Source organism: Acinetobacter sp. TW_SC_4 (genome assembly GCF_054861205.1).
Window position 1 is genome coordinate 1708373 of the sequence record NZ_CM142174.1, and the last position, 26699, is coordinate 1735071.

Genomic DNA, 26699 nt, shown 5'->3' on the forward strand with positions numbered 1-26699 from the left:
CTTTATTTTTATCTATCAATGTCCTAAATATATATTTAAAAATTTAAACTAAAAACTCCCTCTCCTTATAGGAGAGGTTTTTATAAAGATTCACGTCACCTTATTCTTGTTCCTCAGGTAGAAGGAGCTTAATGAATAAACAATTATTTTTTGAGCTTTAAAATAGCCCGCAAACGGGCTATTTACTTAGGCCGGATAATGCTGAGCTATTTCTTGGCTAATCATAGCTGCGGTTGCCGCTGATAATGTCCAGCCCAAGTGTCCATGACCGGTATTATAAAAGACACGTTCCTGTCTACCACGGCACACTACAGGCATCATATTCGGCATCATGGGACGCAGACCTGCCCACGGCACCACATGTTCAGTACACAGATCGAAATTGCGTTGTGTCCAGTCAATTAAAGGCTGAATCCGGTCAACACGAATATCGCGATTATAACCATTAAATTCCGCGGTTCCTGCAACACGTAAGCGGTCTTTACCTAAACGTGACAAGACGATCTTGGCACTCTCATCTAGCAGACTGACCCAAGGAGCATTTTGCTGACTTTGCTCATCATTGAGCTTTACCGTAATTGAATAGCCTTTCACCGGGTAGACATTCACTCGCTCACCCAACAGATCTGCCAACTGATAACTGCTGACACCAGCACATACTACAATGGCATCTGCCTGAATCTCGAGCACATCTTCAGCATCGGCACGCACATTTTCAGGGCTGGACCTGCATTTAACTGTAATCTGCTGTGCCTGGTGATCGACTGCAAATACATCCTGACCAAATTCGAATTTCACCCCTTTTTTCATACAGGCATTTGCCAGTCCGGTACTGAATTTATGAATATCTCCAGTCGCATCACTTTGGCAATAAAACCCGGCGTAGTAATCTCCAGTTAATGCAGGTTCAATCTGCTTGATTTCTTCATTTGTAATTGCATTACGTTCTAGACCACCACTACATAGGAGATCATTGACATTAATTGCGACATCATAATCAGCTTTATTATGGTAGAAATGTAGAATTCCGCGCTTTTCCAGATCAAAATCAATCTGCTCAATTTCGGCAATTTCAAACAGGCGTTTTCTGGCCAGTAGCGCGAGTCTTACCGTTTGCCGGGTATTGGTTTCATAGTTTTTAATATGACCTAGAAATTCCATCAGCCAGCTATATTTATGCAGATTAAAAGAAGGATTGAGCAATAGTGGCGCGGTTTTTTGTGACATCCATTTGATGCCTTTCAATACAGTGGCTTTTTGATTCCAGACTTCTGCATTACAGGCAGAAAGTTGTCCGCCATTGGCAAAGGATGTTTCCATCGCGGGATAAAGATGACGGTCGACCACCGTGACCTGATAACCGAGTAAAGCGAGCTCATAAGCTGTTGTTACACCGGTAATGCCTGCCCCCACCACAATAACATGACGCATAGACACCTCTCCTTAATATGTGATGTCTTTCCCATCTGTCATGTGTACCTGAGAGCATCGGTGACTGCATCATAACTGTATGCAGCAACCTTCCCCCTTCGGTGAGTGATTCAACACTTCTCTCCAGAGTTTAATATATTATTGCAGTCCTTTTGCCTGAGAGTTTCCTGGGACCTTGCTCCTTCGGCGAATGCAGTAGCATTTCTCTCCTGCAATAATATTTTTATTATCCTGAGCAATTTATATACCATCTTATCGGGGACTACAGTTTTTTATTTATGTTAATTCACGTGATTTAAGTGGTAACAACACTTTCAATAAATTTAGAAGAAATAACACTATCTATTTCAAATGAGTTTTAAGATTTTAATTTGGTTTTTTGCCTCATTTTTCTACGTCATGCTCCAATAAAAAGCATTTAAGAAAAGCAATAAAGTTAATATTTTCTTAGGCTATTTACGAGATTGGTTTACCAGAAAACTCTCAATATATGACTGGCTTTCAGAGCCTAAAATTAAATTAACCAGGAAAGAATTAACATGAGAGATCCAGCCGCGACTACCGTTTGCATACTGATAATACTGGCCATGAACTGGCTATCTCCTCCATAGACACGCGTCAGCACATAAGAAGCTGAAGCTGTAGGTAAAGCAAAAAACAACACCAGTACCTGTGTGGTTAAAGGATCAATATCAAATAATTGGCAGACAAAGAACGCAGCGAGCGGCATTCCCAATAAACGTCCGAAAGTCGCCAGGCCCAATGGGAAGATATCCCGCTGGAAGCCTTGGAATTTTAAAGCAGCCCCCACACACATCAAACCAAGCGGCAAACTGCATAAGGCAATCTGTTTTAGGAATAATTCAAACCCGGCCCAGAGTGATAAGCCTGAAAGATTAAATAGGCCACCCACAAGAGAACCTAGAATTAAAGGATTCTTTAACAGATCAACCAGAATTTTGAAGATCTGCATATCTGAACTACGAGTAAATGCAAGTACAGATAAAATATTGACCAGTGGAATACACAACACCATCACTACGGCGAAAATGGTCATGCCCTGCTGATGAAATAAGGCATTCACTGCTGCAAGGCCGATATAGGTGTTAAAGCGCAGAAGTGCCTGCACATAGACCCCAAAACGTGCATAGCCAATCTGATAAATCTTGCGCAGTACATATAGCGCAATACTGACCACCGTCATAAGGCTAAAGATCACCAGAATCACATCTTTAATGACTGCCATTTCAATCTTGGCTACGGCCAGATTTAAAAACAGCATAACTGGAAACAGGACAAAATAATTGAGTTTTTCTGCCCCATGCCAGAAACTATCTTCCAGCCATTTCCTTTGTTTTAATACATAGCCCAAAGTAATCAGGCCAATAAGCGGAAACAGTACAGTGAAGATAGTCTGAAACATTGAACAACTCATGATATGGGTTTTGCGGCAATCGCATCCAATTCAATTGCCTATCAATGAGCAAGAATACAACAACCGGCTCATTTCAGGATAAAAATAGTGGAAAATTCAATGGATAATAAATAAAAAACACTTTGGCTGGCTTTAATTAAAATATGCTTTAAATCCAACTTTCATCTTTTGCAACATTTAGTGCATCATTTTTTAGTCTTTCAAGCTCCTCATAAACCTTTGCATCAAGCTTCGGACGGGCTTTTTCAAACTTAACTTTTAACAAATCTAGGCTTCTTAAGAGCATCCTAAAAATGAGTCTCTCACGGCCTAAATCATCTGTTGCCTTAAAATTTGTTGGATCAATCCTTAAAACGGAAATCCATATTTCTACGCTTAAATGAATAAAAAATACGTTCATCAAAACTATCATTTCCCATCATAATTTCAATGCACTTCCATTTATCTATCGGAATATCATACGACTTATTTTGTAGTTGAGCATTTAAGGCATTTTCTACTGTGTTACGTGCTTTATTTTCGAGATCAAGATGATCTTCTGTTAACACTTCCCTACTTAATTCAGCACTTAACCATACTTCTATTCATATATTCATACATCCTGTTATTATTCTTATTAAACACACTTAGAATCAAAAATAGATTCAAATAACTTCATAAATCTTTTCGAGACTCTTTTCTAAAATCACCAGATTTAAATCTACTAAAGGTTGTCCAGCATCTGCATCCAGTGGATAACTCTCTGTTTTGCCGGTTTGGTGATAACTACAACGCTCATAATACGCGATTAATTCAATGCGAACATTAAGAACAGACATTCTAAGTTTTTTGAAAGGTATTTTTTCTCTAGAGTATTGCTCAGCGAAATCTAACAATATTCGACCATAACCTGAATTTTGCCGGACTGGGTAAATAGCAAAACTGCCGATTTCAAAACAATCTGGCAAGTGTGTCACACCAATGCAACCCACCAGTTGGTCATCATTTTCCAAAACATAAAGTTCAAAATCAGATCGTGTTAAAAGCTCACTTAACTGAGCCTCATTAATTCGATCACCTGAAACAATGCCATGTTCATGCGTCCAGCCCAAATTAGATCGATAAGCTGTATTAATCAACTTAACAATGCCTTGAATGTCCGTAGGTTGGGGTAAACAAATATTGTTATTTTTCATTTTATAAATATGAAAAAGTCAGACCGAAGTCTGACTTTAATTTCATTTAATTCTATAAAGCAAATTATTTAGGTTCAATTGGCTCAAACGGCGCAACGACATCGGCATTTTGTGCACGATGACGCATGAAGTGATCCATCAAAACAATTGCTAGCATCGCTTCAGCAATTGGGGTTGCACGTACACCCACGCAAGGATCATGACGGCCTTTGGTCAGGACATCAGTATCTTCACGGTTAATGGTAATAGTTTTACCCGGAGTCGTGATGGAAGCAGTTGGTTTCAGCGCAATCGAAACACGAATATCCTGACCGCTAGATATACCACCCAAGATACCGCCAGCATGGTTCGCCAGGAAGCCATCTGTTGTGAGTTCATCACGGGTTTCATGACCGAACTGCTCAGCCACACCAAAACCATCACCAATTTCCACGCCTTTCACGGCATTAATTGACATCATGGCATGGGCAATATCAGCATCTAAACGATCAAATACTGGTTCACCCCAACCGACTGGTACTTTAGAAGCAATAATTTCTAAACGTGCACCACAGCTTGTGCCTTGCTCACGTAATGAAGTTACCAATGCTTCAAACCGCGGCACCGCATCAACATCACCACAGAAGAACGGGTTATTTGGCACTTCATTCCAGTCCAGTTTTTCTGCTTTTTCAGTACCGATTTGGGTCACATGACCACGGATTTCAATACCGAATTTTTCAAACAGGAATTTCTTGGCAATCGCGCCCGCTGCAACACGCATCGCAGTTTCACGCGCACTCGAACGGCCACCACCGCGATAGTCACGAAAACCATACTTCTGAGTATAGGTATAGTCTGCATGGCCCGGGCGGAAAGTTTGCGCGATATTGCCATAATCTTTCGATTTCTGGTCCGTATTGCGGATTAAAAGACCAATTGAAGTACCGGTGGTTTTACCCTCAAACACACCGGAAATAATTTCAACTTCATCCGGTTCTTTACGCTGTGTTGCAAATTTTGATGTGCCTGGCTTACGACGGTCCAGATCCTTTTGCAAATCAGCTTCAGACAGTTCAATTCCTGGTGGAACCCCATCAATGATCGCCATCAGGCCAACACCATGAGATTCACCACAAGTCGTTACACGGAAGAGTTGCCCTATACTATTACCTGCCATGTGAACGACTCCTTATGAATTAACAGATTGAGTGAATAAATCGCGATATTGACGGCATTGGGCTGCAGTCAGTGCAAAGATACCTGAACCACCACGTTGGAACTGCAACCAGTGAAAATCAACGGTATTGAAGTTTTGCTTCATTGCCCATTCAGAGTTACCCACTTCAATCACGATCAGACCATCTTCAGTCAGATAATCAGCTGCTTGAGCCAGCATCTTACGAACTAGATCCAGACCGTCTTGACCAGCAGCCAATGCCAGCTCTGGCTCATGATGGAATTCATCAGGAAGATCAGCCATATCCTCTGCATCGACATATGGAGGATTAGATACGATTAGATCATATTGGTTTTCAGCTGGAATTTTAGCGAACAAATCAGATTCAAGTAAGGCCACTTGGTACTGTTTACTGTGATGTTCACAGTTAATCTGCGCCACTTCCAAGGCATCTTTAGAAATATCAGTTGCATCCACTTCTGAATCCGGGAAAGCATAGGCCAATGCAATCGCGATACAGCCAGAACCGGTACACATATCCAGAATGCGTTGTGGAGTTTTTGGATTCGGGTTTTCTGGCAAGTTATTTACTGCTGCGCGCATTTCACCATTTTCAGTCAGGCAATAAGGAGCAAAGCGGTTTTCAATCAGCTCAACGATTGGCGAACGTGGAATTAATACACGTTCATCGACATAGAATGGCTTGCCGAAGAAATAGGCCAGATTTAATAAATAAGAGGTTGGAACACGTTCATTAATGCGGCGTTCCAGCAAGCTTAAGAACTCAGCGACTTCACTCGGCAATAATTTAGAGTCCAGAATTTCAGGATCTGCATTCCAGTCCAGTGACAAGGTTTGTAGAACCAGCGCTGAACTTTCAGCAAAATAATCTTCTGTACCTTGACCTAAGTGCGCATCGTATTGACGTAATGCTGTAACCCCAAAACGAATAAAATCACGAATGGTAGTTAAATTTTCAGCGGCTTCCTGCAAATGTTCAGGGCTAATAGTCGGTCGATCCACTTAAGGCGTCTCCAAGGTCATTTTTTAGAACGCCTTATGATACCTTGTTTTGAGGTCTTTTATAATGCCAAAACCATGAAAAACCCGAATTCTCCATGGTTTATCGATGACAGATCTTCTGGATTTCAGACAGATTAGAATCCTGCTTTTTAAGGTTTATCACTATTTCCGGAAGGATTTATTAACTTAAAACCAGTTAAACACCGGCACGATAAGAACGCGATTGATACAAATTCGCCTGATCTTTTACCATCTCTAGCGCACATTGACCCTGTTTAATCTGGGCATATTGGGTATTCATGGTCAGCTTGCATTGCTGTGATAGTTTACGTTGCCACACTGTATGCTGATCACGAATATTATTACGATAGCCAGCATTCAATTCCAGATAAGTCTTATAGTTTTTCTTCAGACGTTTGTTCTGTGCTTTTAATTCTTTTTTCACACATTTTTGTAGTTTAGCTGTTTTGCCATAACTAAAGTTTATGCACTGGATATATTCCTGAGAATAACCTGTAGCCGCCTGAACCTGTAATGCCACCGTCCCCAAACAACCTGCCATTAATAAACATGCAAAACGCATAATATCCCCTTCACCAAAACCGACTTGTTTCCAATCAATATTGAATAATGAATCTTGTTTATATTATTGCCTGATACTAACTTAGTCCTCGATAAAATCCTATATTTTTCTCGCTTAAAAAGATGTCACAGTTCTTTGGTTGAAACTTGATTTTATGGCCGCATATAATTCGGCAATGATGTCCAAACGAGCCCAGATCTTATGAGCTATAAGCACAACAATCTTATGGCCATGCGCCAGAACTACTGGAATGACCAGTTATCTAGTCAGGTGCAACAGGAAAAGGTATTTTTACAAACCACATTAATGCAGCAAGGCGTATTTAGTAGCGCGACACTGGAAGATGCCAAATACCTGTTTTTCAGCTTGCCAAGCATCGTTATTGTGAAGGGTTATGCGCTGGGTTTTATGCATGAAACAGTCCAGAACCTAATTCATCAACATATTCAAACAAATAAACAACAGTTACAACAACGATCTGAATTAAAAATTCAATTTCAAATGTCATAATATTCACCCTACACTGGTCAAAACGGCAAGCGATATGCTCCTGCCGAGATTTTCACCGTGAATTCAGCGGCTTAAACTTTTTTAATACGTGCAGACACGGTAATATCCACTACAATGATTTATTCCGCTTTATGCTGATAAAAGGATTGAGTTTACATGTCAGATCAGAACGATAAGCTTAAACAATTGAAAACTTCCTCAATGGATCGACGCTTATCGATCGCAAAGGCATCTTTGCTGGCAGGTACGCGCTGGGCAGCATCCAGTGCGGGTTCTATGTTCTCGAGCGAAGAAGAAAAAGAAAGAAGACGCAAAAAAGCCATGAAAGAACAGGCCGATTATCTGGTTGCAGAAATTGGCAAGCTTAAAGGTTCAATTGTCAAAATTGGCCAGATGATGGCACTGTATGGCGAGCATTTTCTGCCAGAAGAAGTTACTCAAGCCTTAAATACTTTAAATAATAAAACAGTCGCTTTGGCTTGGCCGGCGATCAAAGCCCAATTACAGCAGCAATTAGGTTCCAAGCTAGATGATCTGACAGTTGATCATGAGCCCTTGGGCACTGCCTCTTTGGCTCAGGTGCATCGTGCGGTGCGTAAGTCAGACGGTATGGAGCTGGTACTTAAAATCCAGTACCCGGGTGTAGCTGAAGCTATTGATTCTGATATGAGTCTGTTTAAGAACATGCTCAAATTGACCCGTATGGTGCCGCAAACCCGTGAATTTGATCAATGGTTCGATGAAGTTCGCGAGATGATGCATCGTGAGGTCAATTATAAAATCGAAGCAGATACCACTCGCCGCTTCTGTAAGCGTCTTCAAAATGATCCACGATATATCATACCGACCATCATCGATAACTATTGTACCGACCGTGTCCTGTGCATGACCTTTGAACGTGGTGTACCGATCAATAGTCCAGTGATGCTGTCTCTACCACAGGAACGTCGTAATAAACTGGGTGAAGCTTCCCTTGAAATCGCTGTACGTGAGATTTTTGAATGGGGCGAGATGCAGACTGACCCAAATTTCGGCAATTATCTGGTACGTCTAGGTGATGGCGAAAATATTCAGGACAAGATTGTACTTCTTGACTTCGGTGCAATCCGTCAGTTTGACCAGCATCTACTCAATGTAGCGCGTAACCTGATCCAGGCCGGTTATCATCATGATTCAGACATGATGGTGAAAGCCATGACCGGTTATGAATTCTTTGATTCTATTCCGCCTAGCATCAAACCGGATATGGCGAAAGTCTTCCTGTTAGCCACAGAAGCCTTCAGCTCACCAATGAACAATAAAGACCTGCCTCCAGGTGTGATGGATGAACATGACCGCTATAACTGGAAAAAAAGCCAGCTTCATAGCCGGGTAATGCAGCAGGCTTCTAAATCCATGGCTTCACGTTATTTCAGTGTACCGCCTAAAGAATTTATGTTTATCAGCCGTAAGTTCATTGGCGCTTATACCTTCATGACGGTGATTGATGCGAAAACTAATGTACGCGCAATGATTAAACGTCATCTCTAATAGACTAAGTTATTATTAGCCTTATATAAGACCCGAATGATTTTGTCATTCGGGTCAATTTTTGATAAAAACCAAATTTTTCTTATTTCATTTTTCTATTTATTTTCAATATCTTAAATTTTAAATCCCCTCTTTATTTTAATGATAAATTGACAATGATTCATGTCATTGATGACATGGTTTTTTCTAGAACTGCATGTCAACATCAGGTAAATAAGATAACACCCCGTAGGATAATTAGAATGAACAATATGGTGAACAAAGCACAAGGATTTGGCTTGTCCATCCTGACCAAAGTGGCTGGAAGTGATTTACTCGACCAATTAAAGCTGCGTAAATTTTTAGAAAAATCTCTTTATCAAAGCTCTAAAGCAGGTTTTAAAACACTCAGCCAAACTCAGAAAATCCTGAAATCTGGTCAGAAAATTCAAAGACAACGTTTACCACATCAGTCCAAATCCCTGTTTGATCTGAATCTGACTGAAGAACAGCAAATGACCTGCGAGGCGATGCAACAGTTTGCCAGCGAAGTCCTTTATCCTTTGGCACATGATGCAGATCATCATGAAATCTTCCCAGAGGAACTCTGGCAATATTCAACTGATCTGGGTCTTAATTTTTATGCTCTGCCTGAAGCTCTAGGTGGCGTTGCTGCAGAACAGAATATCGTCAGCAATGTCCTGATGGCTCAACAGTTGGCTCAAGGTGATTTCAGTCTGACCGCTGGACTGCTTTCTACCTTTAGTGTGATTAATGCGATTACCCATTGGGGTTCAGAACAGGTTCAGGCTGAGTATTTGACTGCATTCGCCGATGATCCTCATCTTAAAGCTACCTTCGCAGTACAGGAAGCAACAGCCGCCTTTAATCCTTATCAGTTAAAAACTCAAGCAACGTCGAATGGAGATCACTATTTAATTAATGGTGAAAAAACCTTGGTGATGCTCGGAGAAACTGCTGATATTTATCTGGTCAGTGCAGATCTGAATGGCAAAACCGAAGTATTTATTATGCAACGCAATAATACTATTACTGCACAAAAATCTTCGGCTATGGGCCTGAAAGCCACTCAAACCATGAATCTCAAATTTAATAACACACCGGCACAACGCCTGGGAGATGACGATTTTGATTACACCGCTTTTCTTGATCTAGGCAATTTAATGTGGTGTGCCATGGCGGTCGGTACCTGTGAAGCGGTTAAAAAATACTGTGTGCAATATGCCAATGAACGCACAGCCTTTGGTGAACCAATTTCCCATCGGCAAAGTGTAGCTTTTATGATTGCAGATATGGCGATTGAAATTGATGCCATGCAAATGCTGATCCTGAATACCGCCAGTCTGGCAGAATCCGGGCAGGATTTTCATCGAGAAGCTTATCTGGCCCGTCTGCTCTGTGCAGAAAAATCCATGAAAATTGGCACAGATGGCGTACAGGTTCTGGGCGGACATGGCTTCACCAAGGAACATCCAGTAGAACGCTGGTATCGGGACTTAAGAGCAGCAGCAATCGTACATTCTGGCCTTCATGCCTGAGCAAAGAATAAGGAAAAAAATAGATGAACTTGCAAAATCCTAAAAAATTCAAATTGCTGATTGATCAGGCACATGGAGTTGCTCTAAATGTACTCCGCCCTATTTCACGCAAATATGACAAAGCTGAACATGCTTATCCGAAAGAGTTAGATATGCTTGCCTCTGTCGTCGATGGCATGAACCAAGGCAGCGAAGGCATGAATGCGGGAGCTGCGGTCAATAAGCGCGGTGATAACGATGAAAGTAATAAAAATGGCGTCAATATGTCCACTGCACTTAGTATTGTCGAAATGTGTTATGGCGATACCGGACTACTTTTATCAATGCCGCGTCAAGGTCTAGGAAATTCAGCCATTGCTGCTGTTGCTAATGATGAACAGTTACAACGCTTTCATGGCATCTGGGCAGCGATGGCAATCACTGAACCAGGCTGTGGTTCCGATTCAGCTGCCATTCGTACTACTGCTATTAAAGATGGTGATGCCTATATCCTCAATGGTGAAAAAATCTTTGTCACCTCTGGCGAACGTGCAGATGCGGTTGTAGTCTGGGCGACTTTAGATAAAAAACTTGGCCGTGCTGCGATAAAGTCCTTTGTCGTACCCAAAGGTACGCCTGGCATGAAAATCGAGCGTCTGGAACATAAGCTAGGCATTAAAGCCTCGGATACGGCTGCGACTAGTTTTATTGATTGTCGTATACCTGCTGCTAATTTGCTTGGACATGCTGAAATTGATGTTGCCAAAGGTTTTGCGGGTGTCATGGAAACTTTTGATAATACCCGTCCACTCGTTGCAGCAATGGCAATTGGTTGCTCTAAAGCTTCCTTAGAAAGAATTAAGGAGATTTTTAAGGATCAGCTAGATTCTGAGTACCATACACCTTACTTACAAACATCGAATATTGCAGCGCAGATTTATCGTATGGAAGCCGAATGGGAAGCCGCCCGTTTATTAATGCTGAAAGCTGCGTGGATGGCGGATAATCGTAAGCCTAATTCCCGTGAAGCTTCTATTGCTAAAGCCAAGGCGGGTCGTATTGCGAATGAAATCACTTTGAAGTGCGTCGAATTAGCAGCATCTATAGGCTATAACGAGACTGAACTTTTAGAAAAATGGGCACGTGATTCCAAGATTCTAGATATTTTTGAAGGAACTCAACAGATTCAGCAACTCATTATTGCTCGACGTGAACTAGGTAAATCTTCAAGTGAATTAAAATAATCAAAAACTGGAAATACTGCTTTATTAAAGAACGAATCATCAAAAAGGATGGATTTTTTATGGTTTTCGGACTATAAAATTTCCATCCTTTTTTATGTCATAATCTATGTATTTTATTCGTCCTATACAACCTCAAGATAATGCTCAAATTGCCAAAATTATTCGTGAAGTTTCCGTAGAATTCGGGCTTGCAGCAGAGTCCGGCTTTGCTGTCGGTGATTCAATTCTGGATAATCTGTATGAAGTATATCAACAGCCAAAAGCGGCTTATTGGGTCATTGCCGATGAGCAGGATCAAGTGTTTGGCGGTGGAGGTATTGCGCCATTAGAGGGTGATCAGAGTATTCTAGAAATACAGAAAATGTATTTCTTACCTATTATTCGTCGTTATGGATTTGCAAAACAGATTTTAAATCTGGCTTTTGACTTCGCTCATGAGCAGAGCTTTAAACGAATCTATCTTGAAACTACTGCAAGTCTTTGGCAGGCAGTAAAGCTTTACGAAAAATTAGGTTTTGAACATCTGGATCATCCCGAAGGCAATACAGGTCATAGTGCAGCTTGTGAAATCTGGATGCTAAAAACTTTAGACTAAACTTTCTTGTGCATTCAGATACAAACACTTTAAAGAAAAAGCCAGAAATAAAAATTCGACTGCTAACTGGCTTTTCTTTAAGCAATTCTTCATAAAAAATTCATTATTCAACAAAATCTAATTTGTCTTTGTAAACAAATCATCTAATTTCTTGACGATTTTAATACATCTTCCTAAGATCAATCTAATTTTAAAAATACAGGGAAGCTGAAAGTTGTTGGGCAAATTTTCTGGCAAAAACTATTCGTTATTAAAGGTCTTAAATCCTACTACTTTAAAAATTGGGATGCTTGGCTTTAGTACAATATTAATAAGTGCTTGCTCTTCACTAGGAGGTAACTCCTTAGAAAAACGCTCTGCTAAACTGTCTCAAGGAATTCAGACTGCATATGCTGTGCCTGCGACAACTGCTACTCGCGTTTCACCTTTAATTATTCAGAATGCAGAAAGACATAGTATAGATCCCTTGCTAGTAGCAGCCGTGATTCGACAGGAATCTACCTATCGCAGTCAGGTCGCTTCACCTGCAGGTGCAGTGGGTCTTATGCAAATTGTTCCGCGTTATTGGCAATCTACCTGTGGACCTGATTTATTTAATGAAGCAGTCAATATTGGATGTGGGAGTTATATTCTGTCACGTTATCAGGAATCTAGCGGTAGCCTAGAAAAAGCACTGGGCTATTATAATGTAGGCCCTACTGCCTATGAGAAAGATCGGAAAATGCGTAAACAAGGCAAAAAATATGCAAAAGAGGTTTTAACGCACCAGAAGCAACTTAAAAAATCAATGTAATTAGAATGTACTAATAATTAAGTAAATGCATTCCAGAAATATTAATACATAAATAAAACGGCTTAAATTAAATTTAAGCCATTTTTATCTTGTCTAATTAAACCCCACGCATAAAAAAAGCCCCCTGCGTGAGCAGAGGGCTTTTGGAATAATGAGCTGGCGATGACTTACTCTCACATGGGAGACCCCACACTACCATCAGCGCTAAGAGGTTTCACTTCTGAGTTCGGGAAGGGATCAGGTGGTTCACTCTTGCTATGGTCGCCAGCACAACTGTTTATGGATACTTGCTTTGGTCTTATGTCTCACTTTTCAGTGTATGCCAATGCTTTTTCCAAATGAGTTATTAACAGAATATCTGAGTTCTTGCGAGTAGAACTAAGCAGTGCTTAATTATACTCTCATTTGTTCGATTAGCTTAACTAAATCAAGTTTTCGTCTGATCGTTAGATCAATATGAAATCAATTGACGCTTTATATACAACTGCTTGGGTGTTGTATAGTCAAGCCTCACGAGCAATTAGTATTGGTCAGCTTCACATATCGCTATGCTTCCACATCCAACCTATCAACGTCGTAGTCTTCAACGGCTCTTTAGGAGACATAAAGTCTCGGGGAAATCTTATCTTGAGGTAGGCTTCCCGCTTAGATGCTTTCAGCGGTTATCCCTTCCGAACATAGCTACCCGGCGATGCGACTGGCGTCACAACCGGTACACCAGAGGTTCGTCCACTCTGGTCCTCTCGTACTAGGAGCAGATCCTCTCAAATTTCCAGCGCCCACGGTAGATAGGGACCGAACTGTCTCACGACGTTCTAAACCCAGCTCGCGTACCTCTTTAAATGGCGAACAGCCATACCCTTGGGACCTGCTTCAGCCCCAGGATGAGATGAGCCGACATCGAGGTGCCAAACACCGCCGTCGATATGAACTCTTGGGCGGTATCAGCCTGTTATCCCCAGAGTACCTTTTATCCGTTGAGCGATGGCCCTTCCATACAGAACCACCGGATCACTAAGACCTACTTTCGTACCTGCTCGACTTGTGGGTCTCGCAGTTAAGCGCGCTTTTGCCTTTATACTCTACGCGTGATTTCCGACCACGCTGAGCGCACCTTCGTACTCCTCCGTTACTCTTTAGGAGGAGACCGCCCCAGTCAAACTACCCACCAGACATGGTCCTCGCTCCCGATCAGGGAGCAGAGTTAGAACCTCAATATTACCAGGGTGGTATTTCAAGGACGGCTCCATGGCAACTAGCGTCACCACTTCAAAGCCTCCCACCTATCCTACACAAGTAAGATCAAAGTTCAATGTCAAGCTGCAGTAAAGGTTCACGGGGTCTTTCCGTCTAGCCGCGGGTACACCGCATCTTCACGGCGAATTCGATTTCACTGAGCCTCTGCTGGAGACAGCGCCGCCATCATTATGCCATTCGTGCAGGTCGGAACTTACCCGACAAGGAATTTCGCTACCTTAGGACCGTTATAGTTACGGCCGCCGTTTACTGGGGCTTCGATCAAGAGCTTCGCTTACGCTAACCCCATCAATTAACCTTCCAGCACCGGGCAGGCATCACACCCTATACGTCCACTTTCGTGTTTGCAGAGTGCTATGTTTTTAATAAACAGTTGCAGCGGCCTGGTTTCTGAGGCTGCCAACAGCTCAAGGAGCAAGTCCTATCACCGCCGGCAGCGTACCTTCTCCCGAAGTTACGGTACCATTTTGCCTAGTTCCTTCAGCAGAGTTCTCTCAAGCGCTTTGGTCTACTCGACCTGACCACCTGTGTCGGTTTCGGGTACGATTCCAGTGTAACTGAAGCTTAGAGACTTTTCCTGGAAGTATGGTATCAGCCACTTCACCAGTAAACTGGCTTGCTATCAACTCTCAGCATAGAGCACCCCGGATTTGCCTAAGATGCATGCCTACTGTCTTCCACCTGGACAACCAACGCCAGGCTGACTTAACCTTCTCCGTCCTCTCATCGCATTACACTGAAGTATTGGAATATTAACCAATTTCCCATCGACTACGCCTCTCGGCCTCGCCTTAGGGGTCGACTCACCCAGCCCCGATTAACGTTGGACTGGAACCCTTGGTCTTTCAGCGAACGGGTTTTTCACCCGTTTTGTCGTTACTCACGTCAGCATTCGCACTTCTGATACCTCCAGCAGACTTCTCAATCCACCTTCATCGGCTTACAGAACGCTCCCCTACCACTTGCAATAAATTGCAAATCCGCAGCTTCGGTACATAGTTTTAGCCCCGTTACATCTTCCGCGCAGGCCGACTCGACTAGTGAGCTATTACGCTTTCTTTAAAGGGTGGCTGCTTCTAAGCCAACCTCCTAGCTGTCTATGCCTTCCCACATCGTTTCCCACTTAACTATGATTTAGGGACCTTAGCTGGCGGTCTGGATTGTTTTCCTCTTGACTACGGACGTTAGCACCCGCAGTCTGTCTCCCGGATAGTACTCATTGGTATTCGGAGTTTGCATCGGTTTGGTAAGTCGGGATGACCCCCTAGCCGAAACAGTGCTCTACCCCCAATGGTATTCGTCCGAGGCGCTACCTAAATAGCTTTCGGGGAGAACCAGCTATCACCGAGTTTGATTAGCCTTTCACCCCTATCCACAAGTCATCCCCTGGCTTTTCAACGACAGTGGGTTCGGTCCTCCAGTTAGTGTTACCCAACCTTCAACCTGCTCATGGATAGATCACCCGGTTTCGGGTCTATACCCAGCAACTAAACGCCCTATTAAGACTCGATTTCTCTACGGCTCCCCTATGCGGTTAACCTCGCTACTGAATATAAGTCGCTGACCCATTATACAAAAGGTACGCAGTCACCACACAAAGTGGCTCCCACTGCTTGTATGCATGCGGTTTCAGGATCTATTTCACTCCCCTCACAGGGGTTCTTTTCGCCTTTCCCTCACGGTACTGGTTCACTATCGGTCAGTCAGGAGTATTTAGCCTTAGAGGATGGTCCCCCTATATTCAGACAAGGTTTCACGTGCCTCGCCCTACTCGACATCATCATATCAGCCCTTTCGTGTACAGGACTATCACCCACTATGGTTGCACTTCCCAGAGCATTCCACTAAAACTGATATGACTTAATGGGCTGTTCCCCTTTCGCTCGCCGCTACTGAGGGAATCTCAATTGATTTCTTTTCCTACGGATACTGAGATGTTTCACTTCTCCGCGTTCGCCTCATAAACCTATGTATTCAGTTTATGATACCGACCTTATAGCCGGTGGGTTTCCCCATTCAGACATCTCCGGATCACAGGATATTTGCCGCCTCCCCGGAGCTTTTCGCAGGCTATCACGTCTTTCTTCGCCTCTGACTGCCAAGGCATCCACCACATGCACTTAATTACTTGACTATACAACCCCAAACAGTCGTTACACCTACAAGTCAGTGTAGCAACGTAGTTGTTTGCGATCTTGTGAACTTAATCACTGTACAGCTTCAATTAGATTCATATACCAAAACGCTTGATTCAGTTAATTTCGCTAGTTCTCATTCAATCACTTCAACAATCAATCTTGCGATCTCTTGTTTCCGCTCTTGTATGAGTATGAACAAATTATTTCAACTCAAATATATTCTGTTAATGATTTAATGCATCCTCGTCGGACTGCATTACTGTGATAAATCACAGAGCTTAATAACAATGCCGCGTATTATACGCCGCTTTCTTACTAAGCTCTATAAGCTATCAAACCGTTTGCTTAATGTTTAACTCATTGCATCGCAATGAGTGGTGGAGACTAGGAGAGTCGAACTCCTGACCTCCTGCGTGCAAAGCAGGCGCTCTACCAACTAAGCTAAGTCCCCAGCTTATCAATAAGTCAATGTCTCTGATTTCTTCACTCTGCAATTGCTTGCTTGTCGTTAGTGGTGGGTCTGACAAGACTTGAACTTGTGACCCCACGCTTATCAAGCGTGTGCTCTAACCAACTGAGCTACAGACCCTCAGATACATCGTCATGAAGAACAACTTGTTGTGGATTCTTACCAATCGTCAATCTTTCGTTAAGGAGGTGATCCAGCCGCAGGTTCCCCTACGGCTACCTTGTTACGACTTCACCCCAGTCATCGGCCACACCGTGGTAACCGCCCTCTTTGCAGTTAGGCTAGCTACTTCTGGTGCAACAAACTCCCATGGTGTGACGGGCGGTGTGTACAAGGCCCGGGAACGTATTCACCGCGGCATTCTGATCCGCGATTACTAGCGATTCCGACTTCACGCAGTCGAGTTGCAGACTGCGATCCGGACTACGATCGGCTTTTTGAGATTAGCATCTGCTCGCGCAGTAGCAACCCTTTGTACCGACCATTGTAGCACGTGTGTAGCCCTGGCCGTAAGGGCCATGATGACTTGACGTCGTCCCCGCCTTCCTCCAGTTTGTCACTGGCAGTATCCTTAAAGTTCCCACCCAAAGTGCTGGCAAATAAGGAAAAGGGTTGCGCTCGTTGCGGGACTTAACCCAACATCTCACGACACGAGCTGACGACAGCCATGCAGCACCTGTATCAGAGTTCCCGAAGGCACCAATCCATCTCTGGAAAGTTCTCTGTATGTCAAGGCCAGGTAAGGTTCTTCGCGTTGCATCGAATTAAACCACATGCTCCACCGCTTGTGCGGGCCCCCGTCAATTCATTTGAGTTTTAGTCTTGCGACCGTACTCCCCAGGCGGTCTACTTATCGCGTTAGCTGCGCCACTAAAGCCTCAAGGGCCCCAACGGCTAGTAGACATCGTTTACGGCATGGACTACCAGGGTATCTAATCCTGTTTGCTCCCCATGCTTTCGCACCTCAGTGTCAGTATTAGGCCAGATGGCTGCCTTCGCCATCGGTATTCCTCCAGATCTCTACGCATTTCACCGCTACACCTGGAATTCTACCATCCTCTCCCATACTCTAGCTAACCAGTATCGAATGCAATTCCCAAGTTAAGCTCGGGGATTTCACATTTGACTTAATTAGCCACCTACGCGCGCTTTACGCCCAGTAAATCCGATTAACGCTTGCACCCTCTGTATTACCGCGGCTGCTGGCACAGAGTTAGCCGGTGCTTATTCTGCGAGTAACGTCCACTTATCCCAGGTATTAACCAGGTAAGCCTCCTCCTCGCTTAAAGTGCTTTACAACCAAAAGGCCTTCTTCACACACGCGGCATGGCTGGATCAGGGTTCCCCCCATTGTCCAATATTCCCCACTGCTGCCTCCCGTAGGAGTCTGGGCCGTGTCTCAGTCCCAGTGTGGCGGATCATCCTCTCAGACCCGCTACAGATCGTCGCCTTGGTAGGCCTTTACCCCACCAACTAGCTAATCCGACTTAGGCTCATCTATTAGCGCAAGGTCCGAAGATCCCCTGCTTTCTCCCGTAGGACGTATGCGGTATTAGCGTCCCTTTCGGAACGTTGTCCCCCACTAATAGGCAGATTCCTAAGCATTACTCACCCGTCCGCCGCTAGGAATCAGGTGCAAGCACCCTATCCCCGCTCGACTTGCATGTGTTAAGCCTGCCGCCAGCGTTCAATCTGAGCCATGATCAAACTCTTCAGTTAAAATCATTTCGAGTTTTATAAGTAAAACTCTTAAACTTGGCTCATCAATTTCCTGACTTAAATTTCGCTCAAATAAACTTCGAGTAATTCAAACCAATCAATCAATGAAAATAATTTCGATCAATCAACCAGTAAAAATCCACACAAGTTGTTCTTCATAATCTCTTAATGATCTTACTTAAAACCTCGTCAGTTTTAAGCTCCAACCCAATCACTTAACGTTTTGTTTCATGCATTGCGTTGGTGTGCTGCGTATTCTATACAGTTTCAGAACCAGTGCAAGAGCTTTTCTTAAAAATATTCAAAAAAGCGTATCGTACGTTTATTTTTTAATCTAAACTGCTATTTTTAGCAGTTTTAATGCTTTTTTCCAGTTATTTTTAGCCTAAAAGTTTAAGCAAATGTGAATTTCTACTGGTTTAGTTTTTATTAAAAGGGATCGTTGCATACGATCCCTTTTATTATTGAACAATAAATTTTAATTTACCTGCTCGCCAAGCCAATTCATAAATTTTTGTCGTTCAGCTTTAGATGCCTGTTTCCACAACTGAATTAATTGCTGATCAAGCTGACCAACTGATGCATTTTCCCGAACGTTTGCTGTAGCCACATTCGGTGTGCTTGCAGTTTGAGTGTAGACCGCTGCCGGCTGATTTGTTGGAGTTACAACTTTATTCGTTGTCAAATCCACAGATTTTCCTAAAATACTTTGCCCTAGTAATGGTTTCGCTGCATCTTTTGCTCCTGCCTGCTGAACCAGAAGCTGATTTTTTGCATCATATAAACCAATAATTGGCTGATCTTTATATTTTTTCGCTTCATCAAAATTTTTAGGCGCGTTAATTAAACCCAATTTATAAGCTTCACCATCTTTAAGTTCTGGAGTTTTTACAGTTACTACGCCAGATTTTAAAATGTCATGAGAATTATCATTGTGCTGGAAAAATTCAGTATAACGAACACTAATCGCATTCGTACCCGCATCCAGTTTATAAGTTTGATCTGAGCGTAATAGACCTGAACGTACTTCCTGATCATTCACTGCAATCATCTTGATTTCTTCAGGTACGGTTAATGTCACGGCTGAAAAAGCTGATGTGCTGCCCAATAATGCAACTACAGCTGCTGTAATACGTAAACCCATGTCACTCACTCATTCTGGTTAATATATAAAATTTTCATTGCACTATGCCGTGTACAAATGACAATTCTATGACAAATGCTTTGCCTCTACAGCACTTTACCCAGCATTTATCAGACTATCTATCTTCTGATTTCTGCTATATCACACATAAAAAAGAAGTACTTAACAGTACTTCTTTCTCATCTCTAAATCGATTATGCAAAGGTCTTAAATCGTTCTGCATCATCCATAAAGGTTTTTTCACCTGGAGGGGCTTCGATTGAACCAAATACCAATTGAGCACGAAGCTTCCAGTTCGATGGAATACTGAAAGTTTGCGCCACTTCTTCATCAATGATCGGATTATAGTGCTGTAGTGATGCACCAATATTATGTTCAGCCAAAGCTGTCCAGGTTGCAAACTGAGCGATACCGCTGGCATGCTCTGACCAGATCGGGAAATTATCTGCATATAGCGCAAATTTTTCTTGCATTCCTTTAATGACATTCTGGTCTTCATAAAACAGTGCAGTTCCACAACCTGCCGCAAAACCATCTATTTTGCTATTGGTAGCCTCAAAAGCATCTGCTGACACCAAGTCGCGTAAAGTTTCACGCACAATATGCCAGAAAGTATCATGTGATTGACCAAACAAAATCACTACGCGTGAAGATTGCGAGTTAAAAGATGATGGACTATGTTTCACCGCCTCTTTAATGATGTGCTCAATTTCTGCCTGATCCAGGCTGACATTTTTCCCAATAGCATAAATACTACGGCGTTTTTTAATATGATCTAGAAATGCCATGATCTCACCTCGTTCTATTCTGATTTAAAAACCGATAAGATCATCCTAAGCATTTTCACTGCCCAAAACAGTCTTATTTCGATAACAATGTGTTTTATTTATAGAACATTCTCAGAGATGTTAAGGTTGATACTTTGTATCAATCACCTTAGCGCATGCTAATTTCAAAAATCGCCGGTCTTAGCTAAATACCTGGAAGCTGTCTGGATTTACAGACTCAATTTTGTCTTCTATTGCTTCTTCAATTGAACCGAAACAGAGCTGAGCACGTAGCAACCATTTTTCATCAATTTTAAAATGCTCAGCTACAGGATGATTGATCTGTGCATTATAATGTTGTAAAGAAGCCCCCAGACCGGAATCAGCCAGCGCAGTCCACGCAGCAAACTGTACCATGCCGGAAGTCTGCTCTGACCACAGTGGAAAATCATCGGCACTAAATGGAATCTTTTTCTGTAATTGCTGAATAGCATTCTGATCTTCATAGAATAAAATCGTGCCATAGGCATTTTCACATTAATCCAGTTTGATTCTAATCCCTTCATAGACCGATGCCGGCACATGCTGGCGTTGAACATCTTTCACAATGTTCCAGAATTGATGATGTGAATCGGCAAATAACACGATAATGCGTGCACTTTGTGAATTATAGGCTGAAGAACAGCTATGCACTGCTTCCTGAATCAGCTCGGTCAGATAAGCCTGACTATAACGCACACGCTTACCTAGCTGATAAGTCCCACGGAACTTTTTTAATTTCTCAACAAAAGTGAATTCTAAATGTTCAACTGCTTTACTGTTTTTAGGAAATTTAAAATCCTTAGTAAGGTCACTTGTTAATACCTGCCCAATTTTATTGAGTAATGCCATTTCTACCCTCTACATATAGCCTGAACTTCAATCACCAGGCAAATCCCATACAATTATAATGGGTTTATTCAGGTAGGCAGAATTTGCTGTTTTTTTTCATGCTGCTTTTTAGAACATTTAAACCCTTTAAAACAATAAACTCCGCATTTAGCGGAGTTTATGTGGTGCAAGTCGCATTAATTATTTTTCAGTTTCAAACAATGCCGCAACGAATGATTTTGCTGAGAATGGACGTAAGTCATCAATTTTCTCACCTACACCGATAAAGCGAATCGGTACATGCGTACGGCTGGCAATATTAAACAGCACGCCACCTTTGGCGGTACCATCCAGCTTGGTAATGGTTAAACCCGTTAAACCTACTGCTTCATCAAACATTTCAACTTGATTAATGGCATTCTGCCCTGTACCGGCATCCACCACCAGCATCACTTCATGTGGCGCAGTCGCATCAATCTTCTGCATGACACGTTTAACTTTGGTCAATTCCTGCATCAGGTGACCTTTGTTATGCAAACGGCCTGCAGTATCCGCAATTAAAACATCCACACCTTTGGCACGCGCACTTTCGAAAGCATCAAAAATGACTGAAGCAGAGTCAGCACCATGACCTTGGGCTACGACGGCAATATTGTTGCGTTCACCCCAGATCTGTAACTGCTCAGTTGCAGCAGCACGGAAAGTATCACCCGCAGCCAGCATGACTTTTTTACCTTCGCCTTGCAGACGTTTTGCCAGTTTACCAATGGTCGTGGTTTTACCTACACCATTTACACCCACCACCAGAATCACATACGGATTTTTGTTTGGATCGATATGCAGTGGTTTTACACGCGGAGCCAGCAGAGCCACCAGTTCTTCCTGAAGCGCTTTATACAGCGAGTGAGAATAAATCAGGTCACCACGTGCGGTACGTTCAGTCAAATTGGCAATAATCGTTTTAGTCGCATCAACACCGATGTCTGCAACCAAAAGCTGTTCTTCAACTTCTTCTAATAATTCATCGTCAATTTCTTTGCCACCAATCAGGATATTGACCATCCCATCGGCAAGATTTTTACGAGTTTTGGTTAAACCCTCTTTCATACGGCTAAAGAAACCGCCTTTTGTAGCAGGTTCTTCTTCCTGAGCTTCCGTCGCCACAGGTGCAGAAACTTCAGCAGTTGCGCTTGGTGTTTCTACAATCGGCACATTAACCGCAGGTAAACTCGGTAATGTGACATCATCATCTCCGATATCAGCATCAATCAAAAATTTGTTTTGCCCATTAGATTGCTGTTGCATGCCGAATCCTTGAAAAGCATTGCGTTAAAAAATTGAATTCTAGCATAACTTGCAGTGTTTTGAGCGGGAAATCCAATCCATGAATAAACAACCAAAAAATAACAGTGTTTGGTTGCTTTCAATACAAGATTTCTGAAAAATAATCCTAAATACAAATATCTATTCATTGGAAGACTTTGTGTCCATATCTTTTTTTGCTATCTCCTCCTTATCCAGAATCATCAAACAGCGGATTTCTCCAGTCGCAGTACTCATCCTGAGTTTTGGTTTTAGCCCCGTACATGCCGCAACCCAGAGTGAATTATCCCGCACCACCATCGAAACCTATTTAGGTAATGGCTTAAAAGTCATTATCCGGGAAGATCATCGCTCTCCGATGGTGATGACACAGATCTGGTATAAAGTCGGCAGTAGTGATGAGTCCGGCAATATTCTCGGTGTCTCTCATGCTTTGGAACATATGATGTTTAAAGGCACGAACAAAGTTCCCAATGATGAATTTACCCGCCTGAGCCGGATTTATGGCGGCAGTATTAATGCCGCAACCTTTACCAATTACACGAACTATTATCAGCTCTATCCTAAAGCCTATTTTCCGATGGCGCTTGAACTCGAATCTGACCGCATGAACAACCTCTTGTTACGCCAGCAAGATTTTGATCCGGAAATTAAAGTGGTAATGGAAGAACGGCGTCAGCGTACTGATGATAATCCGCGTGCCCAGGCATTTGAACGATTTAGATGGATCAGTTATCCCACCAGTCACTATCGTCAGCCCGTGATTGGTCACATGAAAACGCTCAATAATATTCAGCTCAGTGATGTTAAAAAATGGTATCGAGACTGGTATAGCCCGAATAATGCCATTCTGGTCATCGTCGGGGATGTTGACGTTCAAGAAGCTCTCGTTCAGGTACAGAAATATTTTGGCGATATTCCGGCACGTCCTACACCATCACGTAATGACGTACTCGAGTTTGAACGCTTAGGCTATCGTCATATGGAAGTTGAGAGTAATGTCCAGGTGCCTAATCTGTATATGACCTGGAATGTGAAATCTCTATCTACCGCCAAGAATCCTCAAGATGCCTACGCCCTAACCATTATCCGCAGCTTGCTGGATAGCGGAATTTCTTCTCGTTTGCAGGATCGTCTGGTTCGCGACCGCAAAGTGCTTACTTCTGTAAGTGTGTCTTATGATCCTTATAACCGTGGAGATAGCCTGTTTGGTATTTCCGCACTTCCGGCTCCAGGTGTAAATCTGACAGAAGCACAAACGGCCATCCAGAAAGAAATTAATTTACTAAAAACTGAAACTATTTCTGAGTATGAACTGGCAAGGATCAGCACACGCTTTATTTCAAATCTGATTTATAGTCAGGACAGTCTGAGCGGACAGGCCAAAATGATTGGAAACCTTGAAGTAAACGGATTGAGTTACCGCCTGATGGATGAACTGCCTCAGCATTATGACAGTGTCCGTGCAGAGGACATTCAGCGGGTTGCTAATGCCTATTTTGTCCGTGAAAATTTAAGTACGCTCTACCTTTTGCCTGAACAGAAAGATCAATAATGGTTATTACAATGTCTAAAGTTCGCTCTCTTATCCTTTTAACCAGCTTAAGCCTCAGTTCAAGCCTTTGGGCAGAAAATTATTTAGATACCCAACCTGATTTGAATGATAATCCCAGTCAGTTACAAGCGATCCCTCTCCTGCAAAGCTTAAAAAACATTAATCAAAAGCAGGCATTTCAGGCACCTTTTATCCATGACCTGAATAATCGTTACAAAGTTCGCACTCTATTTGTTGAAACCCGAGATCTGCCGATGGTCGATATTCAACTGACCTTTAATGCCGGATCAGCACGAGATCAGGAAATTGCTAAAGGTCTATTTGGTTTATCCAGCACAGCAGCCAAACTGATGCGCGAAGGAACAGATAAATATACGGCTGCACAGGTGGCTTCAGTCTTTGATGCGACAGGCGCACAATTTAGCGTGCAGGCTTATCGCGATATGTTTGTCGTTCGCCTTAGAACTTTATCAGATCCCAAAAAAATGGAACCTGCTTTGGCCATGATGATGGAAGTTCTCAAAAATGCCACATTCAAGCCTTCGAGTATACAGTTAGCACTCAGTAATACTCAAGTAGGACAAAAACAGCTTCAGGAAAATCCAAGTAAACTGATGGATATCCGGTTTTATCGGGCATTGTATGGCCAGCATCCTTATGCCGAACCCATTACCGGCACCATTGGCAGTACCAAAAAAATTACGGCTGATTTACTGAAAAAATTCCGCGACCAGTTTCTGGTAGCACAAAACATGAATATTGCCATTACCGGCAAACTCAGTTCTAAACAGGCACTGGAACTTTCTGAACGAATTGCAGGCAATTTGCCTCAAGGACAGAAAGCTGTTGCATTAGCTGAACCTGAAGAAAAATCGGGTTTTGATATCGTGCATTTGCCTTATAACTCATCCCAAGCGCATGTGACCTTCGGCCACTTAGGACCAAACCGTTTTACTGAAGATCGACTTGCTCTGGAAGTGGCCAATCGCATGTTTGGTGGTGGTGGGTTTAATGCAGTATTGATGCAGGAATTAAGGGTAAAACGCGGCTATACCTATGGTGCTTATAGTACATTTAGCTTTAGTCAGGCACCCGGCATATTTAGCTTCCGTTATTCGACTAGACAAGATCAGTTACTGGATAGCATTCAGATCGCACATCAGGCTTTTATCAACTTTGTAAATCAGCCGATTGATACTAAGCGCCTGGAAGAAACCAAGGCCGGGATGTTAAGAGCATTTCCAAATAATTACAGCAGCAATGCCACGATTAATGCCCAGTTAGGCACAATGGGCTTTTATGCAGAGCAAGCCGACTATCTTTCACGCTATCCAGAACGTTTAGCCAAAATTACCGCTGCAGATGTGCAAAATGCCGTGCGCAAACATTTGCATCCAGAACGTTTAACACTGGTCGTGGTGAGTCAAGAATTGGATAAAGAAGCATTAAAACTACGATTGGAACAGAACCTGTTAGATCCTTCTACACCACTACCTAATATGATTTCAATACCTAAGGCATATCCACAGAAACCGGCGGAAGCTGACGAGTCCGTAGAGATTCCTGCTGATACGCCTGCATCAATTTAAGATATTGACCGCGATGGATGCGTTGCTGTTGCAGCAAAGTCTGAGCCATATCCTGGGTTTGGGGCAAGCTCTGCTGTTCTGCAAGTTGCAGAAGCAAATTAAATTGGGAAGTCGTCAGTGGACGATAAATAGCAAATGTGGCCAGGCATAAGATTAATGCCACAATGAAAATAACAACCGCATTATAAATTTGTTCAAGCTTAATTTTATTCAGAAAATCGCTTAATTTTTTGCTATCTATAGCCATACACTACCTCAAGTTGCAGCTAGTGTATGGCTGGGCCCCATGAAGTTCAAGTCAAAGATTGAATGACCAGTATAAATACACATCTCGATATGACTATAAATCGGTTAGGATTTCAACAATTCGTACACACTCCAGGCAATGACCATAGCCACCAGACCTAAAACCAGTAAAATTGCAAACTTGCTTAAGCCGGCTTCTGCTTCAGGTGGATGCAGTCGATCTTCATCTGCAATTCGGACCAATTCATCATTATAGTGACTATAAAACTCTGCACGCTGGGTTTCGTCCAGAGCGCGGGTAAAATCATAAACTTCTTTACGTTGAGCCAGACTGTAATCACCTAGATGGGTATATTTGTCATAAATTGCCTCATCCAGTTTTTTACGGTGTACATGCGCCAATTCTGTAATCTGACTGGCTGTTGGGGGCATATCAAAACTGAGCCCTTCAAGAGTTCTTTGCATCATGTTGTTCTCCTTTTCTTTTGTTCTATTGTTAAAATCTATACCAACCAAACTTCCAATTGTGTATAGTTTGATCGTACAAACTATAAATTAAGTAAACAGGAAAGCTGATATAGTTGACTTTTCCATTATTTTGTAATATTAGTTTAATAATACTAAGTT

The 26699-nt window shown here is 42.6% G+C and carries 20 protein-coding genes, 2 tRNA genes, 3 rRNA genes, 1 pseudogene and 1 riboswitch; of the genes and pseudogenes, 8 read left to right on the forward strand and 18 right to left on the reverse strand.

Annotation, left to right across the window (positions count from 1 at the left end; translation table 11 throughout):
* Positions 1-186: 186 nt before the first annotated feature.
* The 7 genes from ACWM1W_RS08170 to ACWM1W_RS08200 form a co-directional block, all read right to left on the reverse strand.
* Positions 187-1431: a D-amino acid dehydrogenase gene (locus ACWM1W_RS08170; RefSeq protein ID WP_005235888.1), complete on the reverse strand. Its 1245-nt coding sequence runs from the start codon at positions 1429-1431 to the stop codon at positions 187-189.
* A 134-nt stretch (positions 1432-1565) separates the two neighbouring features.
* Positions 1566-1653, reverse strand: a riboswitch (glycine riboswitch).
* Between the two features lie 292 nt (positions 1654-1945).
* Positions 1946-2854, reverse strand: a complete 909-nt coding sequence (locus ACWM1W_RS08175) for an AEC family transporter (RefSeq protein WP_005235890.1) — start codon at positions 2852-2854, stop codon at positions 1946-1948.
* Between the two features lie 160 nt (positions 2855-3014).
* Positions 3015-3266, reverse strand: a complete 252-nt coding sequence (locus ACWM1W_RS08180) for a hypothetical protein (protein WP_005235892.1) — start codon at positions 3264-3266, stop codon at positions 3015-3017.
* Between the two features lie 244 nt (positions 3267-3510).
* Positions 3511-4041 (reverse strand): GNAT family N-acetyltransferase, encoded by a 531-nt coding sequence (locus ACWM1W_RS08185; RefSeq protein WP_005235896.1) that lies wholly within the window; start codon positions 4039-4041, stop codon positions 3511-3513.
* 64 nt (positions 4042-4105) lie between these two features.
* Positions 4106-5200 (reverse strand): chorismate synthase, encoded by a 1095-nt coding sequence (aroC, locus tag ACWM1W_RS08190; protein ID WP_004785500.1) that lies wholly within the window; start codon positions 5198-5200, stop codon positions 4106-4108.
* A 12-nt stretch (positions 5201-5212) separates the two neighbouring features.
* On the reverse strand, positions 5213-6223 hold the full coding sequence (gene prmB, locus ACWM1W_RS08195; RefSeq protein WP_375725502.1) for a 50S ribosomal protein L3 N(5)-glutamine methyltransferase: 1011 nt from the start codon (positions 6221-6223) through the stop codon (positions 5213-5215).
* A gap of 196 nt (positions 6224-6419) precedes the next feature.
* Positions 6420-6806: a DUF1311 domain-containing protein gene (locus ACWM1W_RS08200; RefSeq protein WP_375725503.1), complete on the reverse strand. Its 387-nt coding sequence runs from the start codon at positions 6804-6806 to the stop codon at positions 6420-6422.
* A 201-nt stretch (positions 6807-7007) separates the two neighbouring features.
* Between ACWM1W_RS08200 and ACWM1W_RS08205 the strand changes: the two genes are divergently transcribed.
* The 6 genes from ACWM1W_RS08205 to ACWM1W_RS08230 all read left to right on the forward strand — a co-directional run bounded on the left by ACWM1W_RS08205 (position 7008) and on the right by ACWM1W_RS08230 (position 12995).
* Positions 7008-7316, forward strand: a complete 309-nt coding sequence (locus ACWM1W_RS08205) for a hypothetical protein (RefSeq protein ID WP_005235902.1) — start codon at positions 7008-7010, stop codon at positions 7314-7316.
* Between the two features lie 156 nt (positions 7317-7472).
* Positions 7473-8846 carry an ABC1 kinase family protein gene (locus ACWM1W_RS08210; RefSeq protein ID WP_375725504.1) on the forward strand — a complete coding sequence of 458 codons (1374 nt, stop codon included), beginning with the start codon at positions 7473-7475 and terminating at the stop codon, positions 8844-8846.
* A gap of 251 nt (positions 8847-9097) precedes the next feature.
* Positions 9098-10384: an acyl-CoA dehydrogenase family protein gene (locus ACWM1W_RS08215; protein ID WP_375725511.1), complete on the forward strand. Its 1287-nt coding sequence runs from the start codon at positions 9098-9100 to the stop codon at positions 10382-10384.
* A gap of 23 nt (positions 10385-10407) precedes the next feature.
* Entirely contained in the window at positions 10408-11607 is a 1200-nt protein-coding gene (locus ACWM1W_RS08220; protein WP_448765330.1) for an acyl-CoA dehydrogenase family protein, read from the forward strand.
* 106 nt (positions 11608-11713) lie between these two features.
* Positions 11714-12202, forward strand: coding sequence for a GNAT family N-acetyltransferase (locus ACWM1W_RS08225; RefSeq protein ID WP_034171385.1), 489 nt, complete (start codon positions 11714-11716; stop codon positions 12200-12202).
* Between the two features lie 286 nt (positions 12203-12488).
* Positions 12489-12995 (forward strand): lytic transglycosylase domain-containing protein, encoded by a 507-nt coding sequence (locus ACWM1W_RS08230; protein WP_227504435.1) that lies wholly within the window; start codon positions 12489-12491, stop codon positions 12993-12995.
* 154 nt (positions 12996-13149) lie between these two features.
* On the opposite strand, the gene rrf is transcribed toward ACWM1W_RS08230, so the two are convergent.
* The 9 genes and pseudogenes from rrf to ftsY form a co-directional block, all read right to left on the reverse strand.
* A 5S ribosomal RNA gene (gene rrf / locus ACWM1W_RS08235) occupies positions 13150-13264 on the reverse strand.
* A gap of 230 nt (positions 13265-13494) precedes the next feature.
* Positions 13495-16386 (reverse strand): 23S ribosomal RNA (locus tag ACWM1W_RS08240).
* A gap of 379 nt (positions 16387-16765) precedes the next feature.
* A tRNA-Ala gene (locus ACWM1W_RS08245) sits at positions 16766-16841 on the reverse strand.
* A gap of 61 nt (positions 16842-16902) precedes the next feature.
* Positions 16903-16979 (reverse strand) — tRNA-Ile (locus ACWM1W_RS08250).
* 61 nt (positions 16980-17040) lie between these two features.
* Positions 17041-18578, reverse strand: a 16S ribosomal RNA gene (locus ACWM1W_RS08255).
* Together the 16S, 23S and 5S rRNA genes with 2 tRNA genes alongside form the textbook arrangement of a ribosomal RNA operon.
* Positions 18579-19056: 478 nt before the next feature.
* Positions 19057-19722: a DUF2057 domain-containing protein gene (locus ACWM1W_RS08260; RefSeq protein WP_034171089.1), complete on the reverse strand. Its 666-nt coding sequence runs from the start codon at positions 19720-19722 to the stop codon at positions 19057-19059.
* A 194-nt stretch (positions 19723-19916) separates the two neighbouring features.
* Positions 19917-20510, reverse strand: coding sequence for a nitroreductase family protein (locus ACWM1W_RS08265; protein WP_034171088.1), 594 nt, complete (start codon positions 20508-20510; stop codon positions 19917-19919).
* A 180-nt stretch (positions 20511-20690) separates the two neighbouring features.
* Positions 20691-21380 (reverse strand): annotated as a pseudogene (locus tag ACWM1W_RS08270) (nitroreductase family protein).
* 180 nt (positions 21381-21560) lie between these two features.
* Positions 21561-22664: a signal recognition particle-docking protein FtsY gene (ftsY, locus tag ACWM1W_RS08275; RefSeq protein WP_034171087.1), complete on the reverse strand. Its 1104-nt coding sequence runs from the start codon at positions 22662-22664 to the stop codon at positions 21561-21563.
* Positions 22665-22896: 232 nt separating this feature from the next.
* Here ftsY and ACWM1W_RS08280 point away from each other — a divergent pair, with 232 nt between their 5' ends.
* Together ACWM1W_RS08280 and ACWM1W_RS08285 are read left to right on the forward strand one after the other, a co-directional pair.
* Entirely contained in the window at positions 22897-24237 is a 1341-nt protein-coding gene (locus tag ACWM1W_RS08280) for a M16 family metallopeptidase (protein WP_375725873.1), read from the forward strand.
* 11 nt (positions 24238-24248) lie between these two features.
* Complete coding sequence (locus ACWM1W_RS08285; protein ID WP_171248469.1) at positions 24249-25826, forward strand: M16 family metallopeptidase; 1578 nt, start codon at positions 24249-24251, stop codon at positions 25824-25826.
* Here ACWM1W_RS08285 and ACWM1W_RS08290 read toward each other — a convergent pair.
* Positions 25750-26073: a hypothetical protein gene (locus tag ACWM1W_RS08290; protein WP_375725870.1), complete on the reverse strand. Its 324-nt coding sequence runs from the start codon at positions 26071-26073 to the stop codon at positions 25750-25752. The genes ACWM1W_RS08285 and ACWM1W_RS08290 overlap by 77 nt on opposite strands.
* A 104-nt stretch (positions 26074-26177) precedes the next feature.
* A complete protein-coding gene (locus tag ACWM1W_RS08295) occupies positions 26178-26540 on the reverse strand; it encodes a hypothetical protein (protein ID WP_081402667.1) in 363 nt (120 codons plus the stop codon).
* Positions 26541-26699: the final 159 nt, after the last annotated feature.